The organism is Thiomonas sp. OC7 (genome assembly GCF_900634595.1).
Taxonomy (GTDB): Bacteria; Pseudomonadota; Gammaproteobacteria; order Burkholderiales; family Burkholderiaceae_C; genus Thiomonas; species Thiomonas arsenitoxydans.
Window position 1 is genome coordinate 731,236 of record NZ_LR131953.1, and the last position, 17,823, is coordinate 749,058.

Sequence of the window (17,823 nt, forward strand, 5' to 3'; positions counted from 1 at the left end):
CTATCACAAAGCGTGCCGCTTTGCCGCATATCCCTGTGTACACACACCGGACATCGCCATGCGGCCAAACACTTCCCTTGCCCCCTTCTTGATCCTCTCGGCCCTGTCGCTGGTCATTGCGTCGCCTGTGACGCTTGCAGGCATGCTCAGCCTTGATCTGTCCACGACCTGCATCCACAACAGAGCCGAGGCGAGGCGCAGCCTGAACCAAGTCAACCCGGGCCTGGGCGTCGAATACCAGTTCACGCCTGATGTCGGACTGTCTGGCGGGTTCTACCGCAACAGTTTCCGGCGAGCCAGTGTTTACGCGCTCGCCACATGGACGCCGTTGCACCTGGCTCTTCCAGCCGGGTTGACGGCCCGGATTGGAGTGGCTGGTGGTGTGGTCAGCGGTTATTCCCGCGTCAACCCGTTCGCTCCATTTGCTGCCGCTGCGCTGCTTGCAGTGCGCAATCCGCAGGGGTGGGGCATCAACCTTGTGGCGGTGCCGAACATCGCGGCCAGCTCGGGATTCGTCGGTCTGCAACTGGTGGCTCCGCTATGACGCCCGCCGCCTGGCTTCGCCGACTACGCCTGGCCTTATCGATTTTCTTTCCCGCCCTGGCTGCACTGGCCTGGGTGCTTCCAGGCCCTGTGCTGGCTGGCCCAGCGCTGTCGCCACTGCTCATCGTCGGCGTCCTGCTGGCTGATGGGCCGCTGGGCCGTTTTGTCGCGGCGCTGGCCTATTTCGGCATTGGCGGCTCGGCCCTGCCTGCCGAAGTGCAGAGCTTCTTTGGTTCGGGCTGGGTCATCGGCATCGGCTTGTGGGCGCTGTCCAGTGTGATCCTGGCCGCGCCTTGGGCCTGGGCATCGCGCGGCTGGCCCGTTGTGGCCGTGCTGATCATTGAGGCGGTGCCGCCCATCGGGTTCTTCGGCTGGATGTCGCCCATCGCGTCGGCGGGGGTGCTTTATCCGGGGTTGGGGCTGGCGGGCTTCACGCTTGGGCTTGGGCTCTTGTGGGTGCTGGCAGTGCTGGCCCGACCTACCTCGACCCTCAGCGCCCTCACACTATCCATGGTGGCGTCCGTCGTGCTTTCCGGTACGTCCATCTGGGCGAACGCCGCTTATACGTCACCCGAGCCGCCTGCGGGCTGGATCGGGGTGAATACACATGTCGGGCAGGAATCAGACGATGTGATGGCCGAGGTGGTGCGCAATCAACGATGGATCGACCAGGCCGCTGCGGCGGTCGCGCAAGAGGCAAAGGCAGGGGCAAAGAGCAGGGTCGTGGTGCTGCCAGAGGATGTCGCGGGCACGTGGGGGCCCGGCACGGCGGCGCAGGTTCGCGCGGCCATGCGTCCCGGCGATGTGTGGCTGGCCGGCGCTTCGGTGCTGGCAGACCGTCCGCATTGGGATGGGCGCTATCTGGATGCGGTGGTTGGGCTTGGACGGCGCGGCGACGCGGTGTTGTTCGCTTCGCCGGTGCCCGTGCCTGGCGGTATGTGGAAGCCGTGGGAAGGTGAGAAGTCGTACACGGCGTCGCACTGGTGGGAACCCGTGCAGACGATCGCCGGAGTGCGCACCTGGGCGTCGATCTGCTATGACCAAGGCTTGGCCTGGCCGTGGCTCCAGGCGCTCGTGCAGTGGCCTGCCGTGGTGCTGCAGGTGTCCAACTACTGGTACGAGCCTGCCGGGGCTGTAGCGCCGCGTGTCGAGGCGGAAACGACCGCGGCTTGGGCAAGGCTCATGGGGGCTGCTGTGGTGACGGCGGTGAATCGGAGTTAGCGCTTGATGCCGGGTTGAAGTTGCTTCGCCGCCCGGCTCATCACCTGGCAAGAAAGCCAAAGGGCGTGTTCTGCCGCAAGGCAACGCCCTCGGCATCCGTGCGCAGCACTTCAGCTTGGAAATCTTTGGGTTCCAACCCAAGAATTCGCTTCCATGCCGCGATGTAACGGGGGCTGCAAAGATGGCCCCGCTCCCACCGATCGACCTGCAACTGCGCGCGACGACGAACGGCTTCGCGCGCTTCCGGCAAGGCGAATTGATCGCAAGCGATGCGATGGATGTCAAACAAACGCGCATCGACCGCAGTTTTTTCAGCGATGGCTTCTCGCCGAAGAACTAACGCCGCATCCCTGTCCGACTTCATAGATGATCCCGCCCCATGAGGTAGATTTTAGTAAAACTGAGGCCCAAGAAACCCGGCTATAACCGCGGAGCGTGTTTCGTAGCGCCACGCCTCGTCGTCTCCGTGCAGCTCTGACCACGGCGTCGCGTTGTAGTTAACCAGCGCCCGACGAAATGCCTGCTGCATAGCGCTGAGCGCTTCGGCGATGGTGCCGCAACGCTGGAACAAGATGGGTTTCTCGCGTCCACGTTCCCAGCAGGCAACCAGGTGGGCCGGGTCTTTCAACATGGGCTCGCGCATATAAAAAAACAGGCCCATCTCCTGGGCGGTCGGCTCCTTCGCGTCCATCATTTCCTTGCGCATTTCCTGGCAAGCTTTGGCGGTCTCCGGGTCGAGCCACTTCTTCTCACCGATCATGCGCAAACCCTCGTCGCGCACGACAGCGTTTTGCGCTTTGCGTGGGGTGACGGGCGCTGCTGTAGCGTCTTGGGCAAATGTAGAAACAGGCATGTCGAATCTCCGGTTGTTCGTGTGTCGGTACAGGCTTGCTCACAGCGAGGCTCCGCCGCCTGGGTTGTTGTAAGGGATATGTGTAAGGGCGGCAGGCCCGGCGTGCGGGGTTGTCAGCAGGTTGTCTGCGCGCTGCGCCCGCCGACCGCCTGGCGGCCCCTGCGGGCCGGGGTCGTCCGGTTCGGGGTCGCCCTCTTCGCGCGCCAGGTCGGCCTCGATCTCGGCTGCGACTTCGGCGAGCATGGCTTCGATCTCGTCGTCGGTCGGCAGGTGCGCTGAGAGAGTTGATGTGTTCTGCGCATCGTCAGAGGCAAAGTCAAAGGCACCCGCCTTCGGCGGCGTAGAGGCAGGGGCAAAGAAAGGGTTGAGGGCGGGGGTAAGTAAGCATTCCTGGTTCGTGATCTCACCGGCGCTTGTGCACTGTACCGAATTCCCACTATTAGTATCTTTATAGGAATTCGGTACAGTCGTTTCGGTCGTTTTGGTCTGCTCAGCCGTCGCAATACCCGCGCCGAATGATGGGAAACCCACTGTCTTTCCTTGCCCCTGCCTTTGGGGTTGCGGTTCGGCGAACACATCATGGCGCTCGACCGCAACCTCAACCGCAACGGTCGTCGCTGTCAGTTGCGCAACGACTTCTACATGGATATTGGCGGGGGCGGCACAAACCGATTCCGTCGTGTCGGCTGCCCCATCTCGCCGCACACGGGTTGCTGCCGGGATTACGCCAGTGGCGCGAAGCTCGCGAATGCGCTCCGAGATCGCATCAGTCGATGCGCTGCGGCGCAGGCCGACAAGTGCTGCGCGCACGCTGCGGACGCTGACGCTGCCGCCCGCTGCCAGCACCATGCTGATCGCCTCATCAACGGCCCCAACGTCAACTTTTGGACCAGAGACGCTGCTTGGGTTGCCCACTCGGTCATGCACGCTGACGCCGTACCTTCGCAGCGCCGCATCCATCTCCGCCGTCTGCAGACCACCCCACAGGTGGACCTGCAGCGGCTTGCAACCGCGTGGATGGTTCACCGCCCGGTTGCGCCCAACGGCCTGGGCGAGCCCTTGCGCATACTCGTCCACCAGCCATGCCCTTACATCCGGCATGACAGGCATCGGCGGGCCGTCTGCGTCGGCCTTGTCCTTGTCCATGACCCGATCCCACTCGGGCATCGGGATGCCACAGTCGATCATGGCCGCGCGCACACAGGCATAGGCGCCGGCGATGGATTCCTTGCTCAACAGAGGCATGCCCACAAGCGCAATGTTGCGCCCGCCCCATGCGTCCAGCCCCCGGTCGTGCTTTCCGAACCATCCAATTGGCACACCGGTTTCGGCCTGGAAAACCTGTGCCGCGATTTCTGCGGCGTCGTCGGATAAGTAGGCTTCTTGCGAGTATTTGAGGGACGCCTTGTGCGTGATGATCGCCGCTGGCTTGTCCATCTGCGGTGCGATGCAGTCGCGGATTTCTTGCATCCGCGCCTTGGCTTTCGCGGGGTAGTCTGGCTTCTTCACGTCACCACGCGAGTACAACCGCCCGGTGACCCGCGTCACCCACATGTTCTGGTCGGCTGAGGCGTGGTGGATGGCGCCGCCCTTGGCCTCGATGAACCGCCGCATTGACTGGCTCATCGTGGCGTCCAAAAACATGACGCCTCCATGATCCCGTGCCCACTCAATCACCGGGCTGGTTTCATAGGCAAACAAGACGCTCTTTTCCTGCCGCATAGACCCCGCGGCACAGTTGCGCGCCAGCGTCGCCAGCGCACGCAGTGGGATGAAAAAGCCGTCCTCTTCTCTGTCGTAGATGACCTTTTCCCATGTTGCTGTGCCGGCCGTCGAGCCGCCCGCTTTGCTGACCTTTTTTTGCAAATCGATGATGCGGACGGTGTCCGCGCCGATGGAGATGTCACCAGCGATTTTCGACGCGAGGGCGCGGAATGTCGCGTCGATTTCGGGGATCAGATCGCGCATAGTGCACGCCTGTTCGATCTCTTCGGTCTCTGGCTTGGTTAAGGTTGTCGCGTCCTTGGCTTGCAGGAACTCGATCCGTCGTTCAAGCCGCTCGGACAGCCCGTCCAGTCTGTTGCGCCAAACCGCAATATCGCCAGCACCGATGGCCACGTCATGCGCTAGGTCGATGTGCTCGTCGACAACGATCAGGCGTTGGACTTGCCTGATCGTCAGGCCCGACTCGATGTCAGCTTCACGCCATACACCGATCGCTTCAGAAAACGCCTGCACGGGGGCAATCAGGATGGGCGCGGCGAGCTGATCGGGCAAGCCTTTGAACAAAAACTGACACGGCGGCACGCCTTCGGCGTCGATGCCGTGCCGCTGGAAGAACTGTTGTGCGCGCTCGATCCGCGCCGGGTCGCTGACGTATTTCAGCGTCGCGGCCATTCCATTCGGGCATGTCGAGCACAGCCCTTGCGCAGGCCGCTGGTTCCGCTCGCCAGCTACCGCGATAGGGACAATGCGGTAGCAAGCATGTGCGCCGGGGTCAACCGGCGCACCATTGGGCGTGCCGACTGCGGGTTCGCGGCGACCGTGATACACAACGGCGCCCATGTTCGCCAGTCGCTGTTGATACTCTTCGGCGATTTCGTGATTTGGGACAAGAATCGTGATCGGCAACCCCGCATCCTGCGCGGCCTGCGCTATGCCTGTCACCGCATTGCTTTTGCCAAGACCGACGGTCGCAGCCACGCCAAGCGGGGGCAGTGGGGCAGGCACGGGCATGGTCTTGCCACCTTCCGCACGCGCTTTGCGGTTTGCCTCGCGCGTGGCGTCGATTTCCTCAATCTTTTTAGTGTGCGCCTGAAAATAAGCGGCCATCGCAGCAGCCATCACGGCGCGCACGGGTTGCAGCTCGGCAATGCGCCGGGCGATTTGTGTTGGGGTTGGGGTTGTCATGCCATCCACCTGCTGTTGCTGGTGAATGGATATGGATTGGGGCGGCACGGCAGGCGCGGCAACAGCCACGCCCGCCACTTGGGCGGTGGGCATGCTGATCACCCCCCACCAAGGCAGCGATGGACGTGGGCAGGTCCGCTCCACACGCTGTTCAACATGCTATTAGTCGTCGTGGCTGCACGCCCCGCGCCTGCGCGGTCGTCCAGATCTGTGGCCGGTGGCATGGCGAGTCGGCCCGCGGCGATCGCCATCCAGCGTGCGACGTCGGTAGCGGGGACGCGGTGGGCACCTTTCCTGATCACCGCCCGGTACGCGAGCCAGCGCTTATCGCCGCGCCGGACGCCTCGTTCGACGCTCGACGAGAGCGCGTGTGCGTCTTTTAGCTTCGCGATTTCGGTGAACCGCGCGACCGCCGCGATCTGCTCAAGACTCAGATAGTCCGGCCAGTCGCGCAGTTTCAGCGCTGCCGCGATCCGCAGCAAATTGCGATCGATGATCCGAATTTCGATTCCGGCGGCGGCGTTCATTGCACACCCCCGGCCAGCAGGATCAGCAGGTCAGAACCCAGGTAGCGCAGCGTGCGCCCCGTCAATCGCCGCGGGGTGAGTTCGCCGCGGCGCTCCATGCGCCAAAGGGTTTGTCGAGAGATGCGCAGCGCTGCGCAAACTTCGCTTGCTGTGTAAAAAGACTCTGGTGTAAACATGTTGTGACTTCCAAAATCAAAGTCACGCTGTTCACTGCTATGCGCACCGCGCCGGGTTTTGGTAATTCCCGCGTGCAATAAAAAACCGCCCGGCGCGGGATGCGCGGGGCGGTTGCGCTGGACTAACCTCGATCAGGAGGTCAGCAGGCCCGGCCCGCGTGGCGCGGGCCGTCGATGGGTCGTTGGGCGAGGATGCGTGGGACGAGGGTGATGGACGCGATAGCTCGCGCGCCAACCCGTGCCGCTGCGCGAGGCGGTGGTGCGGCAGTAGATGCCTCGATCTTGTCTGATGCTCCGCTGAAACTCGCTTTTACAGTCTCGGCGATGCGCGCCAGCAGCGCGGCGAGCGCGTCGCCCTGAAGCTTCAGCAAATGGATGTGCCACGCCCACGCGGCGCGCTGCTCGATAGTTCGAGGCGTCAGGGGCGCTTGCTCCATCGCATCTCGTGCTCGCTCCCCGCCGCTGAGAGCATGTCGCATCTGCGCCAAGAATTCGTTTACTTGCGAATGCGTGCTGCCCGCGTTTTCCAGCCGCTCAAGCGCAATCGCCTCCGCTGGAGTGAGGTCGGTTGGGTTCCCGTCGGCGTCGTACAGCACAACCGCATCGCCAATTTGTACCGCAAAATATTCACCCTCCCAGTAGCCACCGGCGCGCTCAGCTTCGTCCAGGCAACCCAGAGGCGGGAACGGCAGACAATCGTGCCGTCCGAATCCAATGGGCTGTTCAGTGTGGGGGGTGTGGGTGTGCTGCATAGCTTGTTTCTCTAGCTTCCATCTTAGGCCAGCCGTTCGCCTTCGCAAGTCGATTTGCTGATTGTATTTTCCTGTCTGTTGCCAGAAATAGATAGCTAAAGTAAAAAACTAACCGTTTTTGTATTGTATGCGCGCTAGCAAACTTTTTGCAATAGGGCGCCTTACCAGTAGATTTTCCAGTAGCGACCAGCCGACGCTACGACGGCATTCTTTTTTATTTCAATGTGTTGCATGCGATTTTCGAGTCCCGCTCCCGCACCATCTAATCGTTTTCGGCGGTGCACAGAAGTGCAAAAGCCCTAAAGCCATCAATGCGTTTAGGGCTTCTGTGCGATGACGGCACCGGGTTGGCACTGCATTGGGTTTGAAAATAAACTGCCCTTCTGCACACAGCCAAGCCCCCATGCACAATCCTCCCATACGCCATTGCACCGCCTGCGGCTCCCCGGTGATCTACCGCGTGCCTGAAGGCGATTCCCGTCCGCGCGCGGTTTGCCCGGCCTGCGGGCACATCCAGTACGAAAATCCGCGCAACATCGTCGGCGTCATACCGGCTTGGGGGCAACAGGTTTTGTTGTGCAAGCGGGCGATCGAGCCGCGCTATGGTTTGTGGACCTTGCCCGCGGGCTTCATGGAAATTGGCGAAAGCACCGAAGTGGGCGCCCTTCGCGAGACCCGTGAAGAAGCCGGTGCCGAAGTGGCGTTGAAGGGGCTTTACGCGGTCATCAATGTGCTGCCCGCGAATCAGGTCTATTTCTTTTACCGGGGGCAACTCACCCAGCCCCAATGGCAAGCGGGAGAAGAGAGTCTCGATGTCCAGCTTTTTCACGAAGCGGACATTCCCTGGGAGCAGATCGCCTTTCGCAGCGTGGCGCAAACATTGCAGCGCTACTTCGCAGACCTGCGCGCCGGGCACTTCCAGATTCACACCTTCGACATCGCCTAAAAGCTGGGGCTCGCTCAGGCGCAGCCGCCCATCGGCAATTCGCTGCCCGCATGGAACAGTTTCCAGAAGCCATAGGCGGCAAACAACAAGAGCAACGTACCGGCAGCCAGGTGAAACCAGCGCTGATTGGTGCGCTGACTTACCCAACGCAGCGTGTGACCGGCAAACAGCATATGCGGCAGAGTGCCCAGGCCGAAGGCCAGCATGGCCAGGGCACCCTCCCAAGCCGTAGCGCTGAGAAACGCCAGAGAAAGCGCGGAATACACCAGTCCACAAGGCAGCAAACCCCAGAGTAGCCCGGCGCCCAGCCGTTTGGGAAAGGTGTTGAAGGGCAGCAGCCGCGATAGCAAGGGCTGAGTCAACCGGGTCAATCCGCGCCCAACCCAACTGCCGCCGAGCCACTTCTGCTGCCAGGCCAGCCAGCGCGGTGAAAGCACCTGTTGCAGGATCATCCATAGGCCCACCGCAACGAGCACCAGGTTGCCAAGGGTAAAAAGGCTCAGTTGCACCGGCCGCGCGCTTGCGGCCCACACCCCAGCCCCGATCAAACCGGCGATTCCCCCCAAAATGGTGTAGGACAACACCCGTGCGCCCTGTAATTGCAGCTGATTTTGAAACAACTGACGCGCCGGAAGGAGCACATGCTCAGTGGATGCGCGCTCGGAGGCCACCACCAGTCCCCCGCACATGGCGGCGCAGTGCAGCCCGCCTGTGAGGCCCATCAACAACAGGGTCAGTGGAATGGTTGTATTCATGGTGTTCTGCTGTATTCTGTAAACATCAACTGAAGCAAATATCGCGACATCCAAATCTATGAAATCGACCCCTACCCCCACCGCCACGCAGATGGAAAAACCCCATCCTTGCGATGTGTGCTTTCAAAGTAAGTTCTGCCTGCCGATCGCGCTGCAGCCGTCGGAGATGGGGCGTATCCGAGACGTGATTCAGGCAACCGTGCGGGTGCAGAAGGGCGAAGCGCTTTTCAGCACCGGCCAGGCCATGACCAAGGTGTATTCGGTGCATGCAGGATCTTTCAAATCGTATGTCACCAGTTCCGACGGACGCGAGCAGATTGTCGGTTTCCACATTCCCGGTGAGTTGATGGGCCTGGAGGGTCTGGGGCAGCACACCTATTTCACCGACACGGTCGCGCTCGAAGATAGCGAGGCCTGCGAAATCGATCTGCGTGCGCTGGAAACCACCACGCGCGACCTGCCCGCACTGCAGCATCAGCTGCATTGCATCGTCGGCGGCAAGTTGGTGCGGGCGCAGCAAGATCAGTTTTCTCTGGGCAGCATGCATGCAGATGAGCGGCTGGCCCGCTTTCTGCTCGACTTGTCCGAACGCTTCAAGGCCCGTGGCCTGTCGCCCGATGAATTCGTCTTGCGCATGAGCCGCGAAGAGATTGGCAGTTATCTCGGCTTGAAACTGGAGACGGTCAGCCGTCTGATGTCCAAGTTTCACTCCGCGGGGTTGATTCATGTGGCGCAGCGCCAGATTCGCATCACGGATCGCCGCGCCCTCGCTGAATTGTTGATGCCGCAAACCTGATCACTCTGAGTGATAGCCAGTGAATTTAGGGGCTCCGAGAGGGGCCCCTTTGTTTTGTTCAGACACCCGGTTCGAGCGTCAGCGTCGTCCCCGGAATCCAGACACCCGCGAGGCGCCAGTCTGCCGTTTCCACATGCACGCGGTAACGCACGGGCTCAAGGGGTGGGGAGAAGGCGCTGTAAGTACCTGAGGCGCCGCGGTGCAAGTCGATCTGCACGTCTTTCTGCTTGGAAAAAGGATGACGCAACATCAAGTGCAGGGTGTCGGGAGCGATCTGCTGGTTGAGCTTGAGGTCAATGCGCCCGGCTGAGATCGAGATCTGTCCCGAAAGATGCAGGGCCTGGGCATGTCGCTCGCGCTGAATGTCGCCGCCTACAGCGAGCCCCTTTTTGTAGTAGTGGTCGGTCACCAGGCTGTCGGGGGTGCGGCTGGCCAGATAGATGGTGTAGACACTGGCCAAAACCGCGATCAGGGGAAGCGCGATCAAAAACCAGGGCCATGGCTCACGGTACCAGGGGCGGGAAGCGGCGGTTTGCATGGAAACTTCTCCTGCGGTTCGGGTGTTCAAGGGACGATGAAGGTGGTCTTGCTCGACGCAGAGATCGGCTTTTCGCCTTCCGATGTGGCAATGATCTCGATTTTGTAAACGCCCTTCTTCGCATTGTCGACCGGAATAGTCACTTCCAGCGGCTCGAGAATATTGGTCGATGCGGGCAACTCGTAAGCATTTCGATCATGCACCGCCACGCCCTCCAGGCCCTTGACCTCGACGCGAATCTTTCGCGCCTTTTCCGTGGTGTTCATCAGCTGGATCTGATAGACGTTCTCGACCAGACCACCGGGAATCTCGCGCGACAGCACGCCACGATCACGCATCACATTCATCTTTAAGGGATCGCGCGTAGCCAGCCCGCCGACAAACAGCCCCACCATGATGAGCAGCAACGCCGAGTAAATGAGAATGCGCGGTCGCAGTAGATGCGCCCATTGCTGGCGCTTGCTCCACTTGTTCTTCATGGCGTTTTCGCTGGAGTAGCGAATCAGCCCGCGCGGATAACCCACCTTGTCCATGACCTGATCGCAGGCATCGACACAGGCGCCGCAGCCGATGCACATGTATTGCAGGCCATCGCGGATATCGATGCCCGTCGGGCAGACTTGCACGCAGATGCTGCAGTCCACGCAATCTCCCTTGCCTTGCGCGCGCGGGTCGACATGCTTGCCCCGTTTGCCGCGCGGCTCGCCCCGTTCGGTGTCGTAAGTGACGATGAGCGTGTCCTTGTCGATCATCACCGACTGAAAGCGGGCATAAGGGCACATGTACTTGCAGACCTGCTCGCGCATAAACCCGGCGTTGCCATAGGTGGCGAAGCCGTAGAACAAAATCCAGAACGTCTGCCAGGGGCCTAGGTTTGCGCTGATGACCTGACCGGCCAAGGTCAGAATGGGCGTGAAGTAGCCCACGAAGGTGAAGCCCGTCCACAAGGCCACTGCAATCCACAACCCGTGCTTGAGCGCTTTTTTGCCGATCTTGCGAGCATTCCAATCGGAGCCGTCGAGGCGGATGCGCGCCAGCCGGTCGCCCTCGACCTTACGCTCGATCCACATGAAAATTTCGGTGTACACCGTTTGCGGGCAGGCATAGCCGCAAAACAGTCGCCCAGCGATGGCCGTGAACAAAAACAAACCGTAGGCCGAGATGATCAGCAGCAGAGCGAGGAAGATCACGTCCTGCGGCCACAGAATCATGCCGAAAAAGTAGAACTTCCGGGTGGACAGATCGAGCAGCACGGCCTGACGGCCATCCCACTGCAACCAGGGCAAGCCGTAGAACAGCGCCTGGGTGAACACCACCATGAACACCCGCCAGTTATTGAACCAGCCAGTGACGGAGCGGGAGTAGATTTTTTTGCGAACCTCGTACAGCCACTCTTCAGAGGCTGAAATATCGTCGTCGCTGGGTTCTGGCGCCTTGGCGTTCATCGCACGTTCCGGGCTGATAAATACGGGACTGACTCAAGCGGCATCGGGGCGCATTTGATCTTGCGCCCCGATGTGGGTCAGAGAATGAAAAGAATCGAGGACTGGACTTACTTCGCCGCTTGCGCACCATGACTGATGCTGTAAACGTAGGCCGCAAGCAAGTGAATCTTTTCGGGCGAGAGAAAGTCTTTCTGCGCAGGCATTTGGCCAGCACGACCCTTCTCAATGGTGTGCGAAATGGTTTCGATGCTCGACCCGAACAGCCACTGCCGCTTGGGGTCGGCCAGATCGGGGGCGCCCAGAGCCTTGTTGCCTGTGCCGTCGGCGCCGTGGCAAGCCGCGCAGGCCGTGGCGAACAAGGGCTTGCCCTGAGCCGCCAGTTGAGCGTCGTGCTTCATACCGCTGAGGCTGCGCACATAATTAGCCACGGCGAGCACGCCGGGTTTGCCGCCAACCGCGGCCTCCATCGGCGGCATCATGCCCAAGCGGCCGTTGGTAAGGGTTTCCACCAAAACCTCGGGGCTGTTGCCGTACAGCCAGGCATTGGCGTTGTGGACGGTCAAGTTGGGAAAGCCCTTGGTGCCCCCCGCGTCTGATCCATGACACTGAGAGCAATAGGTCAGAAACATGCGCTGACCGGTGGCCATGGCCGTGGGGTTGGCGGCGAGTTCGGGAATCGGCGTTTTCATGTAGGCCGCATACAGGGGCTCAATGCGCGCATCGAACGCGGCCGATTCCTGCTGGTACATCTTGTCGCTGGAATACCCGAGGATGCCCTTGTAAAACGCCAGGCCGCCGTAGAGCGACAGGTAGATCACTGCAAAAATCAGTGTCAGGATGAACAGCCCCATCCACCAGCGCGGCAAGGGGTTGTTGAACTCCTGCAGATCACCGTCCCAGACATGGCCGGTCGTAGCGATGGGATTGCCCGCCTTGTCGCGAAACACGGTTTGCCGTGCTGTACCGCGCAGAAAAAGGAACAGGGCAACGATGGAAACAATGGTGACGCCGCCGATCCAGAAGGCCCACCCGGGGGAATAGAACTGGTTCATGATTTGGTCTTGTCGGAGGTCTTGGACTCATCGCCCTTGTCGAAAGACTCGGGCGGGTGATTCTTGGAATCGAGGAAAGGGATCATTCCGTCCTTTTCATGCGTCTTTTTGAACCGGGGCGAAAACGCCCACCACACGATGCCGGCGAAGACCACCATGGAGAGCACGAGAACGATCGAACCGAAGGACATGGCGCTTCCTCAGTAGTTGATGTAGTTGGCCTTGGACTTGTAGTTGCTCAGCGCCGTGCCCAAACCCTGCAGGTAGGCGATCAGCGCGTCTTCCTTGGTCTTGCCTTCGAGCTCTTGCGGCGCCGCAGCGATCTCGGCTTCGGTGTAAGGCACGCCCAGAGTTTTCATGGCGCGCATCTTGGCCTGGATCTGATTGGCCTCGGCAGGCTGGTGCTGCAGCCAGGTGTAAGCCGGCATGATGCTCTCGGGCACCAGATCGCGCGGTTGACGCAGATGCAGGCGCTGCCACTCGTCGGAATACTTGCCGCCGACGCGGGCCAGATCGGGGCCGGTACGCTTGCTGCCCCACTGGAAGGGATGGTCGTAAACCGACTCACCCGCCACCGAGTAGTGGCCATAGCGCTCGACCTCTGCACGCAGCGGGCGGATCATCTGCGAGTGGCAGAGGTAGCAGCCCTCGGCCAGATACACATCGCGACCTTCGAGCTGCAAGGCGGTGTAGGGCTTGACGCCGGGAATGGGCTGGGTCGTGCTCTTGTCGAAAAACAGGGGCACGAGCTGAACCAGCCCGGCGATGCTGACGACGATTGCTACCAGCACGATCATCAGACCCACGTTCTTCTCGATGGTCTCGTGATTAAAAGTTGCCATGAATATCTCCGAATCGTGATCAGGCGTGGGCCACGCTCAGTGCGGGCACCGGCGCGTCGACGGGCTTGCCCTGGCGGATGGTGCGATAGGCGTTGTAGACCATCAGGCACATGCCGAAGAGATAGATCGAGCCGCCGATGGCACGAATGACGTAGAGAGGAATGACCGCCTTGACGCTCTCGATGAAGCTGTAGGTCAGCGAACCGTCAGCCTGCATGGCGCGCCACATCAGCCCTTCGGTCACACCAGCCACCCACAGCGAGGCGATGTAGAGCACCACGCCGATGGTCGCCGTCCAGAAGTGGACTTCGATGAGGCGCTTGCTCCACATCTGAGTCTGGCCCCACAGGCGCGGAATCAGGTAGTACAGGCTGCCCATGGTGATCATGCCCACCCAGCCCATGGCGCCGGAATGCACATGGCCGATGATCCAGTCGGTGTAGTGACCCAGTGCGCTCACCGTCTTGACGGAGAGCATCGGCCCTTCGAAGGTGGACATGCCGTAGAACGACAGCGCGGTGATCAGGAACTTGAGGATGGGATCTTCGCGCAGCTTGTACCAGGCGCCCGACAGGGTCATCATGCCGTTGATCATGCCACCCCAGCTCGGCGCCAACAGGATGAGCGAGAACACCATGCCCAGCGACTGCGTCCAGTCGGGCAGCGCGGTGTAGAGCAGGTGGTGCGGGCCGGCCCACATATAAGTGAAGATCAGCGCCCAGAAGTGCACGATGGACAGGCGGTACGAATAGATCGGGCGCTCGGCCTGCTTGGGGATGAAGTAGTACATCATGCCCAGGAAGGAGGTGGTGAGGAAAAAGCCCACGGCGTTGTGGCCGTACCACCACTGGATCATCGCGTCCTGCGCACCGCCGTACACCGAGTAGCTCTTCCACGACAGCAGGCTGATGGGCAGCTTGATGTTGTTGACGATGTAGAGCAGCGCAATGGTGATGATGTAGGCGCCGAAGAACCAATTCGCCACATAGATGTGCGGTGTCTTGCGCTTCATGATGGTGCCGAAAAACACCACGGCATACGCCACCCAGGTCACGACGATCAGCAGGCTGATCGGCCATTCCTGTTCGGCGTATTCCTTGCCGCTGGTGATGCCCAGCGGATAGGTGATGGCGCACAGCACGATGACCGCCGTCCATCCCCAGAAGGTGAACTCAGCCAGCTTGGGCGCGAACAGCGGCACCTGACAAGTGCGCTGCACGATGTAGTAAGAGGTCGCGAACAGCGCCGTACCGCCAAAACCGAAAATCACCGCATTGGTGTGCAGCGGACGCAAACGCCCCCAGCTCAGCCACTCCATGCCGTAGGTCATGTCGGGAAAGACCAGTTGCACCGCAATGAACACGCCAACCAGCATGCCCACCACGGCCCAAACCAGGGTCATGACGGTGAATTTGCGCACCAGCGCATAGTTGTAAGTCTGTTTAAGCGTCAGATCGCTCATCTGCTCCACCTGTTGATAAGAAGTAACGAACCGTAATGTAGAGTATGGTCATTTACTTATGGACACACTGAATTGACATGTATCAACACATTTCATTTCGTAAGGGTAAGCACTAGGAAGAGGCCGGGGTCGCTGCGCTGTCAATGCGACACCTTGCCGCAATGTGCAGATCAAGTCCGTTGTTGCGGCCCTTCAGCGTCGGCAGACTTGTCGGCGTCTTTGTCGGTTAGCGACTCAGGTTTGGGTTTATCGTCGTCCATCAGAATGGCGTGGGCCGGGCCTTCCATATCGTCGAACTGACCGCTGCGCGCCGCCCACCAAAGCACCCCCACGATGAGCAGCACCAGCAGCACACTGATGGGGATGAGAATGAGCAGAGAGCCTTCCATGGCGCGCTTTCAAGGAGTGGGCGCAACACGATCGCGGCGCGCCAGGCGAGCTGCATTGAGCACCACCAGCAGCGAGGATGTACTCATGCCAACCGCCGCCCAGACCGGGGTGATGAAACCCGCCACCGCCAGCGGAATCGCCAGCAGGTTGTAGACCACGGCCCATATCAGGTTCTGCCGCATCACGCCCACCGTGCGCCGTCCGGTGGCGACCAGCCGAGGCAAGGCGCGCATGTCCGGGTGATGCAAGATGACATCGGCCCCGGCCCGGGCAATCGGCGCGGCGCCGGCAAAGCTCACCGAGAGATCGGCTGCCGCCAGCACCGGGGCATCGTTCACCCCGTCGCCCACCATCGCCACCACCCGCCCCTGCGCGCGCCATTGGCGCATGCGTTCGAGCTTGTCTTCCGGGCTCAGGCCGCCCTCGGCGCGCGCGATACCGAGCCGCGCGGCCCAGGCCTGAACTGTGCGCACAGCATCGCCCGACAACACCGCAACCTCGGCGTCAGCGGCTTGCAGCGACAGCAAGGCCTCCTGCGCACCGGGGCGCAGCGTTTCGGCGATATCGAACACGGCCAGCGCCCGTCCATCGAGGCTCAGGCCAAGACGGGTGAGCGGAATATCGCTGGCTTCGGGTGGCTGCGCTTGCGCCACACCCGAGAAGGCTGCATGCCCCAGCCGCAGCGTCTGTCCCTGCCACACGCCCTGCATGCCGCCATGAGGGACGGCGCGCAAATCCTGCACCGCTTCTACGGCATCGCCCTGCCCGGCGGACGCCATGAACGCCCGCGCGAGCGGATGCTGCACCCCCTGCTCCAGCGCGCGCGCCAGCGCCAGCACCTGCTCACGGCTGTAGGACGGATCGAGCAGGCGCACGGCCGAGACAACGGGTTCGGCCGTGGTCAGCGTGCCGGTCTTGTCGAACAACCAGAGATCGACCTGCGGCGCACGGTCGAGCGCGTGCCCGCGTGCGAGCAGCACGCCGTGCCGCGAGAGTTGCGCGGTGGACGCCGCCAGCGCTGCAGGCACCGCCAGCGACAAGGCACAGGGGCAGCTCACCACCAGCACGGCCACCAGTGTCGGCACGATGCGCGCCGGATCGAGCCACCACCACAGCAGCACGGTAAGCGCAGCCACCGCCAGCAAACCCAGCGTGAACCATTGCGCGGCGATGTCGGCCAACTGGGCCGAGCGCGGCTTGCTGGCCAGCGCATGCTGCATCAGCTCGACCATCTGCGCGATGCGCGTGCCCGCGCCGGTTTGCGTGGCCCGCACGATCAGCGGCGATTGCCGGTTCATGCTGCCCGCCAGAATGGCGTCGCCCGCCTGTTTGGGCACGGCATGGCTCTCGCCGGTGAGCAGGGCTTCGTCCACCAATGACGCGCCCGAGATCACCACACCGTCCACCGCGGCTGCGCTGCCGCTGGGCAACTCCACCTCATCGCCCGCACGCACCTGGGTGATGGCCACACTGCGCCAATCTTCTTCGCCGCTGGCTCGCACCCGCACGGCGGCGGGCAGTTGTTCCATCAGTTCTTCGGCCGCGTTCAGGCTGCGCTGGCGCAGGCCGTCTTCGATCAGGCGCGCGGTGAGCAACAGAGCAAGAAACATCACCACCGAATCGAAATACACATGGCTCTGGCCGTGCAGCACGCTCCACACACTGGCGGCAAACGCGCTCCACAGACCGAGAGTGACGGGCACGTCCATCCCCAGGCGACGGTTGCGCACGTCGCGCAGCGCCCCCATGAGGAAAGGCCAGCCGGAAAACAGCAAGGCAGGCAAGGTGAGCGCCAGGCTGCCCCACTGGAAAATGCCCTGCTCTGCCGCGTTGAGCCCCTCGGCATCGAGGTAGCCCGGCCAGGCGAACATCATCACCTGCATCATCGCCAGCCAGGCCACGAGGGTGCGCAATATGGCCAGACGACGGGCGCGGCGGTGGTTGAGCTCGCTTTGGTGACGCGCGTTGGGCAGCGGGCGATACCCCACCTCGGCCAGCGCCTGAAACACCTGCGCCAGTTGTACGGTGTTGGCGTCCCACTGCAACGCCACGCGGCGGGTGGAGTAGTTCACCGTGGCGGCGAGCACGCCCGGAATGGCCCGCAGCCGCTGCTCGATCAGCCAGACGCAGGCGCCGCAATGAATGCCATCGACCGCAATCTGAGTGCTCCACCGGCCCTCGCCCAGCGACCTGGCATAGGCAGAGAGAAACGCCGGGTCGGCCAGCGCCATCCACTGTTGATGGAGTTTGTCGATCTCTTCGCGCGGCAGCGCGGCCAGCGCGCCTTCGCCTGCGGTGCGGCGGTCGTAATAGGCGCACAACCCGCCCTGCACGATGATCTCGGCGGCCGCCGCGCAGCCCTGACAACAAAAGCTGCGCCACTGCCCGTCCAGCTCCATGCGCACCGGCGCGTCGCCCAAAGGCAGGCTGCAGTGATAGCAGCCGGTCGCTTCAGCAGGGTGCTTCGGCATCTGATTGGGGGCGCCGGACAGGGGAAGGATGGAACTCGACATGATGACCATGCTAGAAACTGCGCCCTCACCCCGCCTTGAGATGTATCAAGAAGTATCTATACATTGTCGAGGGTATTCCCGGATCAGCCCAGATTGTTCATT

General features: G+C 61.8%; 19 protein-coding genes. 4 read left to right on the forward strand and 15 right to left on the reverse strand.

The features are described from left to right. Positions 1–58 precede the first annotated feature (58 nt). Entirely contained in the window at positions 59–544 is a 486-nt protein-coding gene (locus tag BIO17B3_RS03470) for a hypothetical protein (RefSeq protein WP_156053042.1), read from the forward strand. Then, positions 541–1,764 carry a hypothetical protein gene (locus tag BIO17B3_RS03475; protein ID WP_156053043.1) on the forward strand — a complete coding sequence of 408 codons (1,224 nt, stop codon included), beginning with the start codon at positions 541–543 and terminating at the stop codon, positions 1,762–1,764. The genes BIO17B3_RS03470 and BIO17B3_RS03475 overlap by 4 nt, the downstream gene beginning before the upstream one ends. A 40-nt stretch (positions 1,765–1,804) precedes the next feature. On the opposite strand, the gene BIO17B3_RS03480 is transcribed toward BIO17B3_RS03475, so the two are convergent. The 6 genes from BIO17B3_RS03480 to BIO17B3_RS03505 all read right to left on the reverse strand — a co-directional run bounded on the left by BIO17B3_RS03480 (position 1,805) and on the right by BIO17B3_RS03505 (position 6,982). Then, entirely contained in the window at positions 1,805–2,128 is a 324-nt protein-coding gene (locus BIO17B3_RS03480) for a hypothetical protein (RefSeq protein WP_156053044.1), read from the reverse strand. A gap of 27 nt (positions 2,129–2,155) precedes the next feature. Then, on the reverse strand, positions 2,156–2,617 hold the full coding sequence (locus BIO17B3_RS03485) for a hypothetical protein (protein WP_156053045.1): 462 nt from the start codon (positions 2,615–2,617) through the stop codon (positions 2,156–2,158). A 39-nt stretch (positions 2,618–2,656) separates the two neighbouring features. Then, positions 2,657–5,527: a hypothetical protein gene (locus BIO17B3_RS03490; protein ID WP_156053046.1), complete on the reverse strand. Its 2,871-nt coding sequence runs from the start codon at positions 5,525–5,527 to the stop codon at positions 2,657–2,659. A gap of 98 nt (positions 5,528–5,625) precedes the next feature. Further along, positions 5,626–6,054 carry a hypothetical protein gene (locus BIO17B3_RS03495; protein WP_156053047.1) on the reverse strand — a complete coding sequence of 143 codons (429 nt, stop codon included), beginning with the start codon at positions 6,052–6,054 and terminating at the stop codon, positions 5,626–5,628. Next, complete coding sequence (locus BIO17B3_RS03500; RefSeq protein ID WP_156053048.1) at positions 6,051–6,230, reverse strand: AlpA family transcriptional regulator; 180 nt, start codon at positions 6,228–6,230, stop codon at positions 6,051–6,053. The genes BIO17B3_RS03495 and BIO17B3_RS03500 overlap by 4 nt, the downstream gene beginning before the upstream one ends. A 140-nt stretch (positions 6,231–6,370) precedes the next feature. Next, a complete protein-coding gene (locus BIO17B3_RS03505) occupies positions 6,371–6,982 on the reverse strand; it encodes a hypothetical protein (RefSeq protein WP_156053049.1) in 612 nt (203 codons plus the stop codon). Between the two features lie 403 nt (positions 6,983–7,385). On the opposite strand from BIO17B3_RS03505, the gene BIO17B3_RS03510 reads away from it, so the two are divergent. Continuing rightward, positions 7,386–7,928 (forward strand): NUDIX hydrolase, encoded by a 543-nt coding sequence (locus tag BIO17B3_RS03510; RefSeq protein ID WP_013105391.1) that lies wholly within the window; start codon positions 7,386–7,388, stop codon positions 7,926–7,928. 14 nt (positions 7,929–7,942) lie between these two features. Here the strand turns inward: BIO17B3_RS03510 and BIO17B3_RS03515 are convergent, their stop codons facing one another. Then, positions 7,943–8,683, reverse strand: a complete 741-nt coding sequence (locus tag BIO17B3_RS03515) for a sulfite exporter TauE/SafE family protein (RefSeq protein ID WP_156053050.1) — start codon at positions 8,681–8,683, stop codon at positions 7,943–7,945. 58 nt (positions 8,684–8,741) lie between these two features. Between BIO17B3_RS03515 and BIO17B3_RS03520 the strand changes: the two genes are divergently transcribed. After that, the gene (locus BIO17B3_RS03520) at positions 8,742–9,479 is read left to right on the forward strand and encodes a helix-turn-helix domain-containing protein (RefSeq protein WP_013122765.1); all 738 of its coding nucleotides are present in this window, start codon (positions 8,742–8,744) and stop codon (positions 9,477–9,479) included. Between the two features lie 58 nt (positions 9,480–9,537). Here the strand turns inward: BIO17B3_RS03520 and BIO17B3_RS03525 are convergent, their stop codons facing one another. From BIO17B3_RS03525 to BIO17B3_RS03560, 8 genes are all read right to left on the reverse strand, one after another. Further along, positions 9,538–10,017: a FixH family protein gene (locus BIO17B3_RS03525; protein WP_156053051.1), complete on the reverse strand. Its 480-nt coding sequence runs from the start codon at positions 10,015–10,017 to the stop codon at positions 9,538–9,540. A 26-nt stretch (positions 10,018–10,043) separates the two neighbouring features. Further along, a complete protein-coding gene (gene ccoG, locus BIO17B3_RS03530; protein ID WP_156053052.1) occupies positions 10,044–11,462 on the reverse strand; it encodes a cytochrome c oxidase accessory protein CcoG in 1,419 nt (472 codons plus the stop codon). A 107-nt stretch (positions 11,463–11,569) separates the two neighbouring features. Beyond that, on the reverse strand, positions 11,570–12,514 hold the full coding sequence (gene ccoP / locus BIO17B3_RS03535; RefSeq protein ID WP_013105386.1) for a cytochrome-c oxidase, cbb3-type subunit III: 945 nt from the start codon (positions 12,512–12,514) through the stop codon (positions 11,570–11,572). After that, a complete protein-coding gene (locus tag BIO17B3_RS03540) occupies positions 12,511–12,705 on the reverse strand; it encodes a CcoQ/FixQ family Cbb3-type cytochrome c oxidase assembly chaperone (protein ID WP_013105385.1) in 195 nt (64 codons plus the stop codon). The genes ccoP and BIO17B3_RS03540 overlap by 4 nt, the downstream gene beginning before the upstream one ends. A 9-nt stretch (positions 12,706–12,714) precedes the next feature. Beyond that, positions 12,715–13,356, reverse strand: coding sequence for a cytochrome-c oxidase, cbb3-type subunit II (gene ccoO / locus BIO17B3_RS03545; protein ID WP_013105384.1), 642 nt, complete (start codon positions 13,354–13,356; stop codon positions 12,715–12,717). A gap of 19 nt (positions 13,357–13,375) precedes the next feature. Then, positions 13,376–14,818, reverse strand: a complete 1,443-nt coding sequence (ccoN, locus tag BIO17B3_RS03550; protein ID WP_013105383.1) for a cytochrome-c oxidase, cbb3-type subunit I — start codon at positions 14,816–14,818, stop codon at positions 13,376–13,378. Between the two features lie 170 nt (positions 14,819–14,988). After that, entirely contained in the window at positions 14,989–15,207 is a 219-nt protein-coding gene (gene ccoS / locus BIO17B3_RS03555) for a cbb3-type cytochrome oxidase assembly protein CcoS (RefSeq protein WP_156053053.1), read from the reverse strand. A gap of 9 nt (positions 15,208–15,216) precedes the next feature. Then, on the reverse strand, positions 15,217–17,721 hold the full coding sequence (locus BIO17B3_RS03560; RefSeq protein ID WP_232054174.1) for a heavy metal translocating P-type ATPase: 2,505 nt from the start codon (positions 17,719–17,721) through the stop codon (positions 15,217–15,219). Positions 17,722–17,823 lie beyond the last annotated feature (102 nt).

Coding starts and splice junctions, on each gene's coding strand:
- ccoP (WP_013105386.1), bottom strand. CDS start 12,514: ATGAACCAGTTCTATTCCCCCGGGTGGGCCTTCTGGATCGGCGGCGTC.
- BIO17B3_RS03495 (WP_156053047.1), bottom strand. CDS start 6,054: ATGAACGCCGCCGCCGGAATCGAAATTCGGATCATCGATCGCAATTTG.
- BIO17B3_RS03470 (WP_156053042.1), top strand. CDS start 59: ATGCGGCCAAACACTTCCCTTGCCCCCTTCTTGATCCTCTCGGCCCTG.
- BIO17B3_RS03515 (WP_156053050.1), bottom strand. CDS start 8,683: ATGAATACAACCATTCCACTGACCCTGTTGTTGATGGGCCTCACAGGC.
- ccoO (WP_013105384.1), bottom strand. CDS start 13,356: ATGGCAACTTTTAATCACGAGACCATCGAGAAGAACGTGGGTCTGATG.
- BIO17B3_RS03520 (WP_013122765.1), top strand. CDS start 8,742: ATGAAATCGACCCCTACCCCCACCGCCACGCAGATGGAAAAACCCCAT.
- BIO17B3_RS03510 (WP_013105391.1), top strand. CDS start 7,386: ATGCACAATCCTCCCATACGCCATTGCACCGCCTGCGGCTCCCCGGTG.
- ccoS (WP_156053053.1), bottom strand. CDS start 15,207: ATGGAAGGCTCTCTGCTCATTCTCATCCCCATCAGTGTGCTGCTGGTG.
- BIO17B3_RS03505 (WP_156053049.1), bottom strand. CDS start 6,982: ATGCAGCACACCCACACCCCCCACACTGAACAGCCCATTGGATTCGGA.
- ccoN (WP_013105383.1), bottom strand. CDS start 14,818: ATGAGCGATCTGACGCTTAAACAGACTTACAACTATGCGCTGGTGCGC.
- BIO17B3_RS03490 (WP_156053046.1), bottom strand. CDS start 5,527: ATGACAACCCCAACCCCAACACAAATCGCCCGGCGCATTGCCGAGCTG.
- ccoG (WP_156053052.1), bottom strand. CDS start 11,462: ATGAACGCCAAGGCGCCAGAACCCAGCGACGACGATATTTCAGCCTCT.
- BIO17B3_RS03560 (WP_232054174.1), bottom strand. CDS start 17,721: ATGTCGAGTTCCATCCTTCCCCTGTCCGGCGCCCCCAATCAGATGCCG.
- BIO17B3_RS03540 (WP_013105385.1), bottom strand. CDS start 12,705: ATGTCCTTCGGTTCGATCGTTCTCGTGCTCTCCATGGTGGTCTTCGCC.
- BIO17B3_RS03480 (WP_156053044.1), bottom strand. CDS start 2,128: ATGAAGTCGGACAGGGATGCGGCGTTAGTTCTTCGGCGAGAAGCCATC.
- BIO17B3_RS03485 (WP_156053045.1), bottom strand. CDS start 2,617: ATGCCTGTTTCTACATTTGCCCAAGACGCTACAGCAGCGCCCGTCACC.
- BIO17B3_RS03500 (WP_156053048.1), bottom strand. CDS start 6,230: ATGTTTACACCAGAGTCTTTTTACACAGCAAGCGAAGTTTGCGCAGCG.
- BIO17B3_RS03525 (WP_156053051.1), bottom strand. CDS start 10,017: ATGCAAACCGCCGCTTCCCGCCCCTGGTACCGTGAGCCATGGCCCTGG.
- BIO17B3_RS03475 (WP_156053043.1), top strand. CDS start 541: ATGACGCCCGCCGCCTGGCTTCGCCGACTACGCCTGGCCTTATCGATT.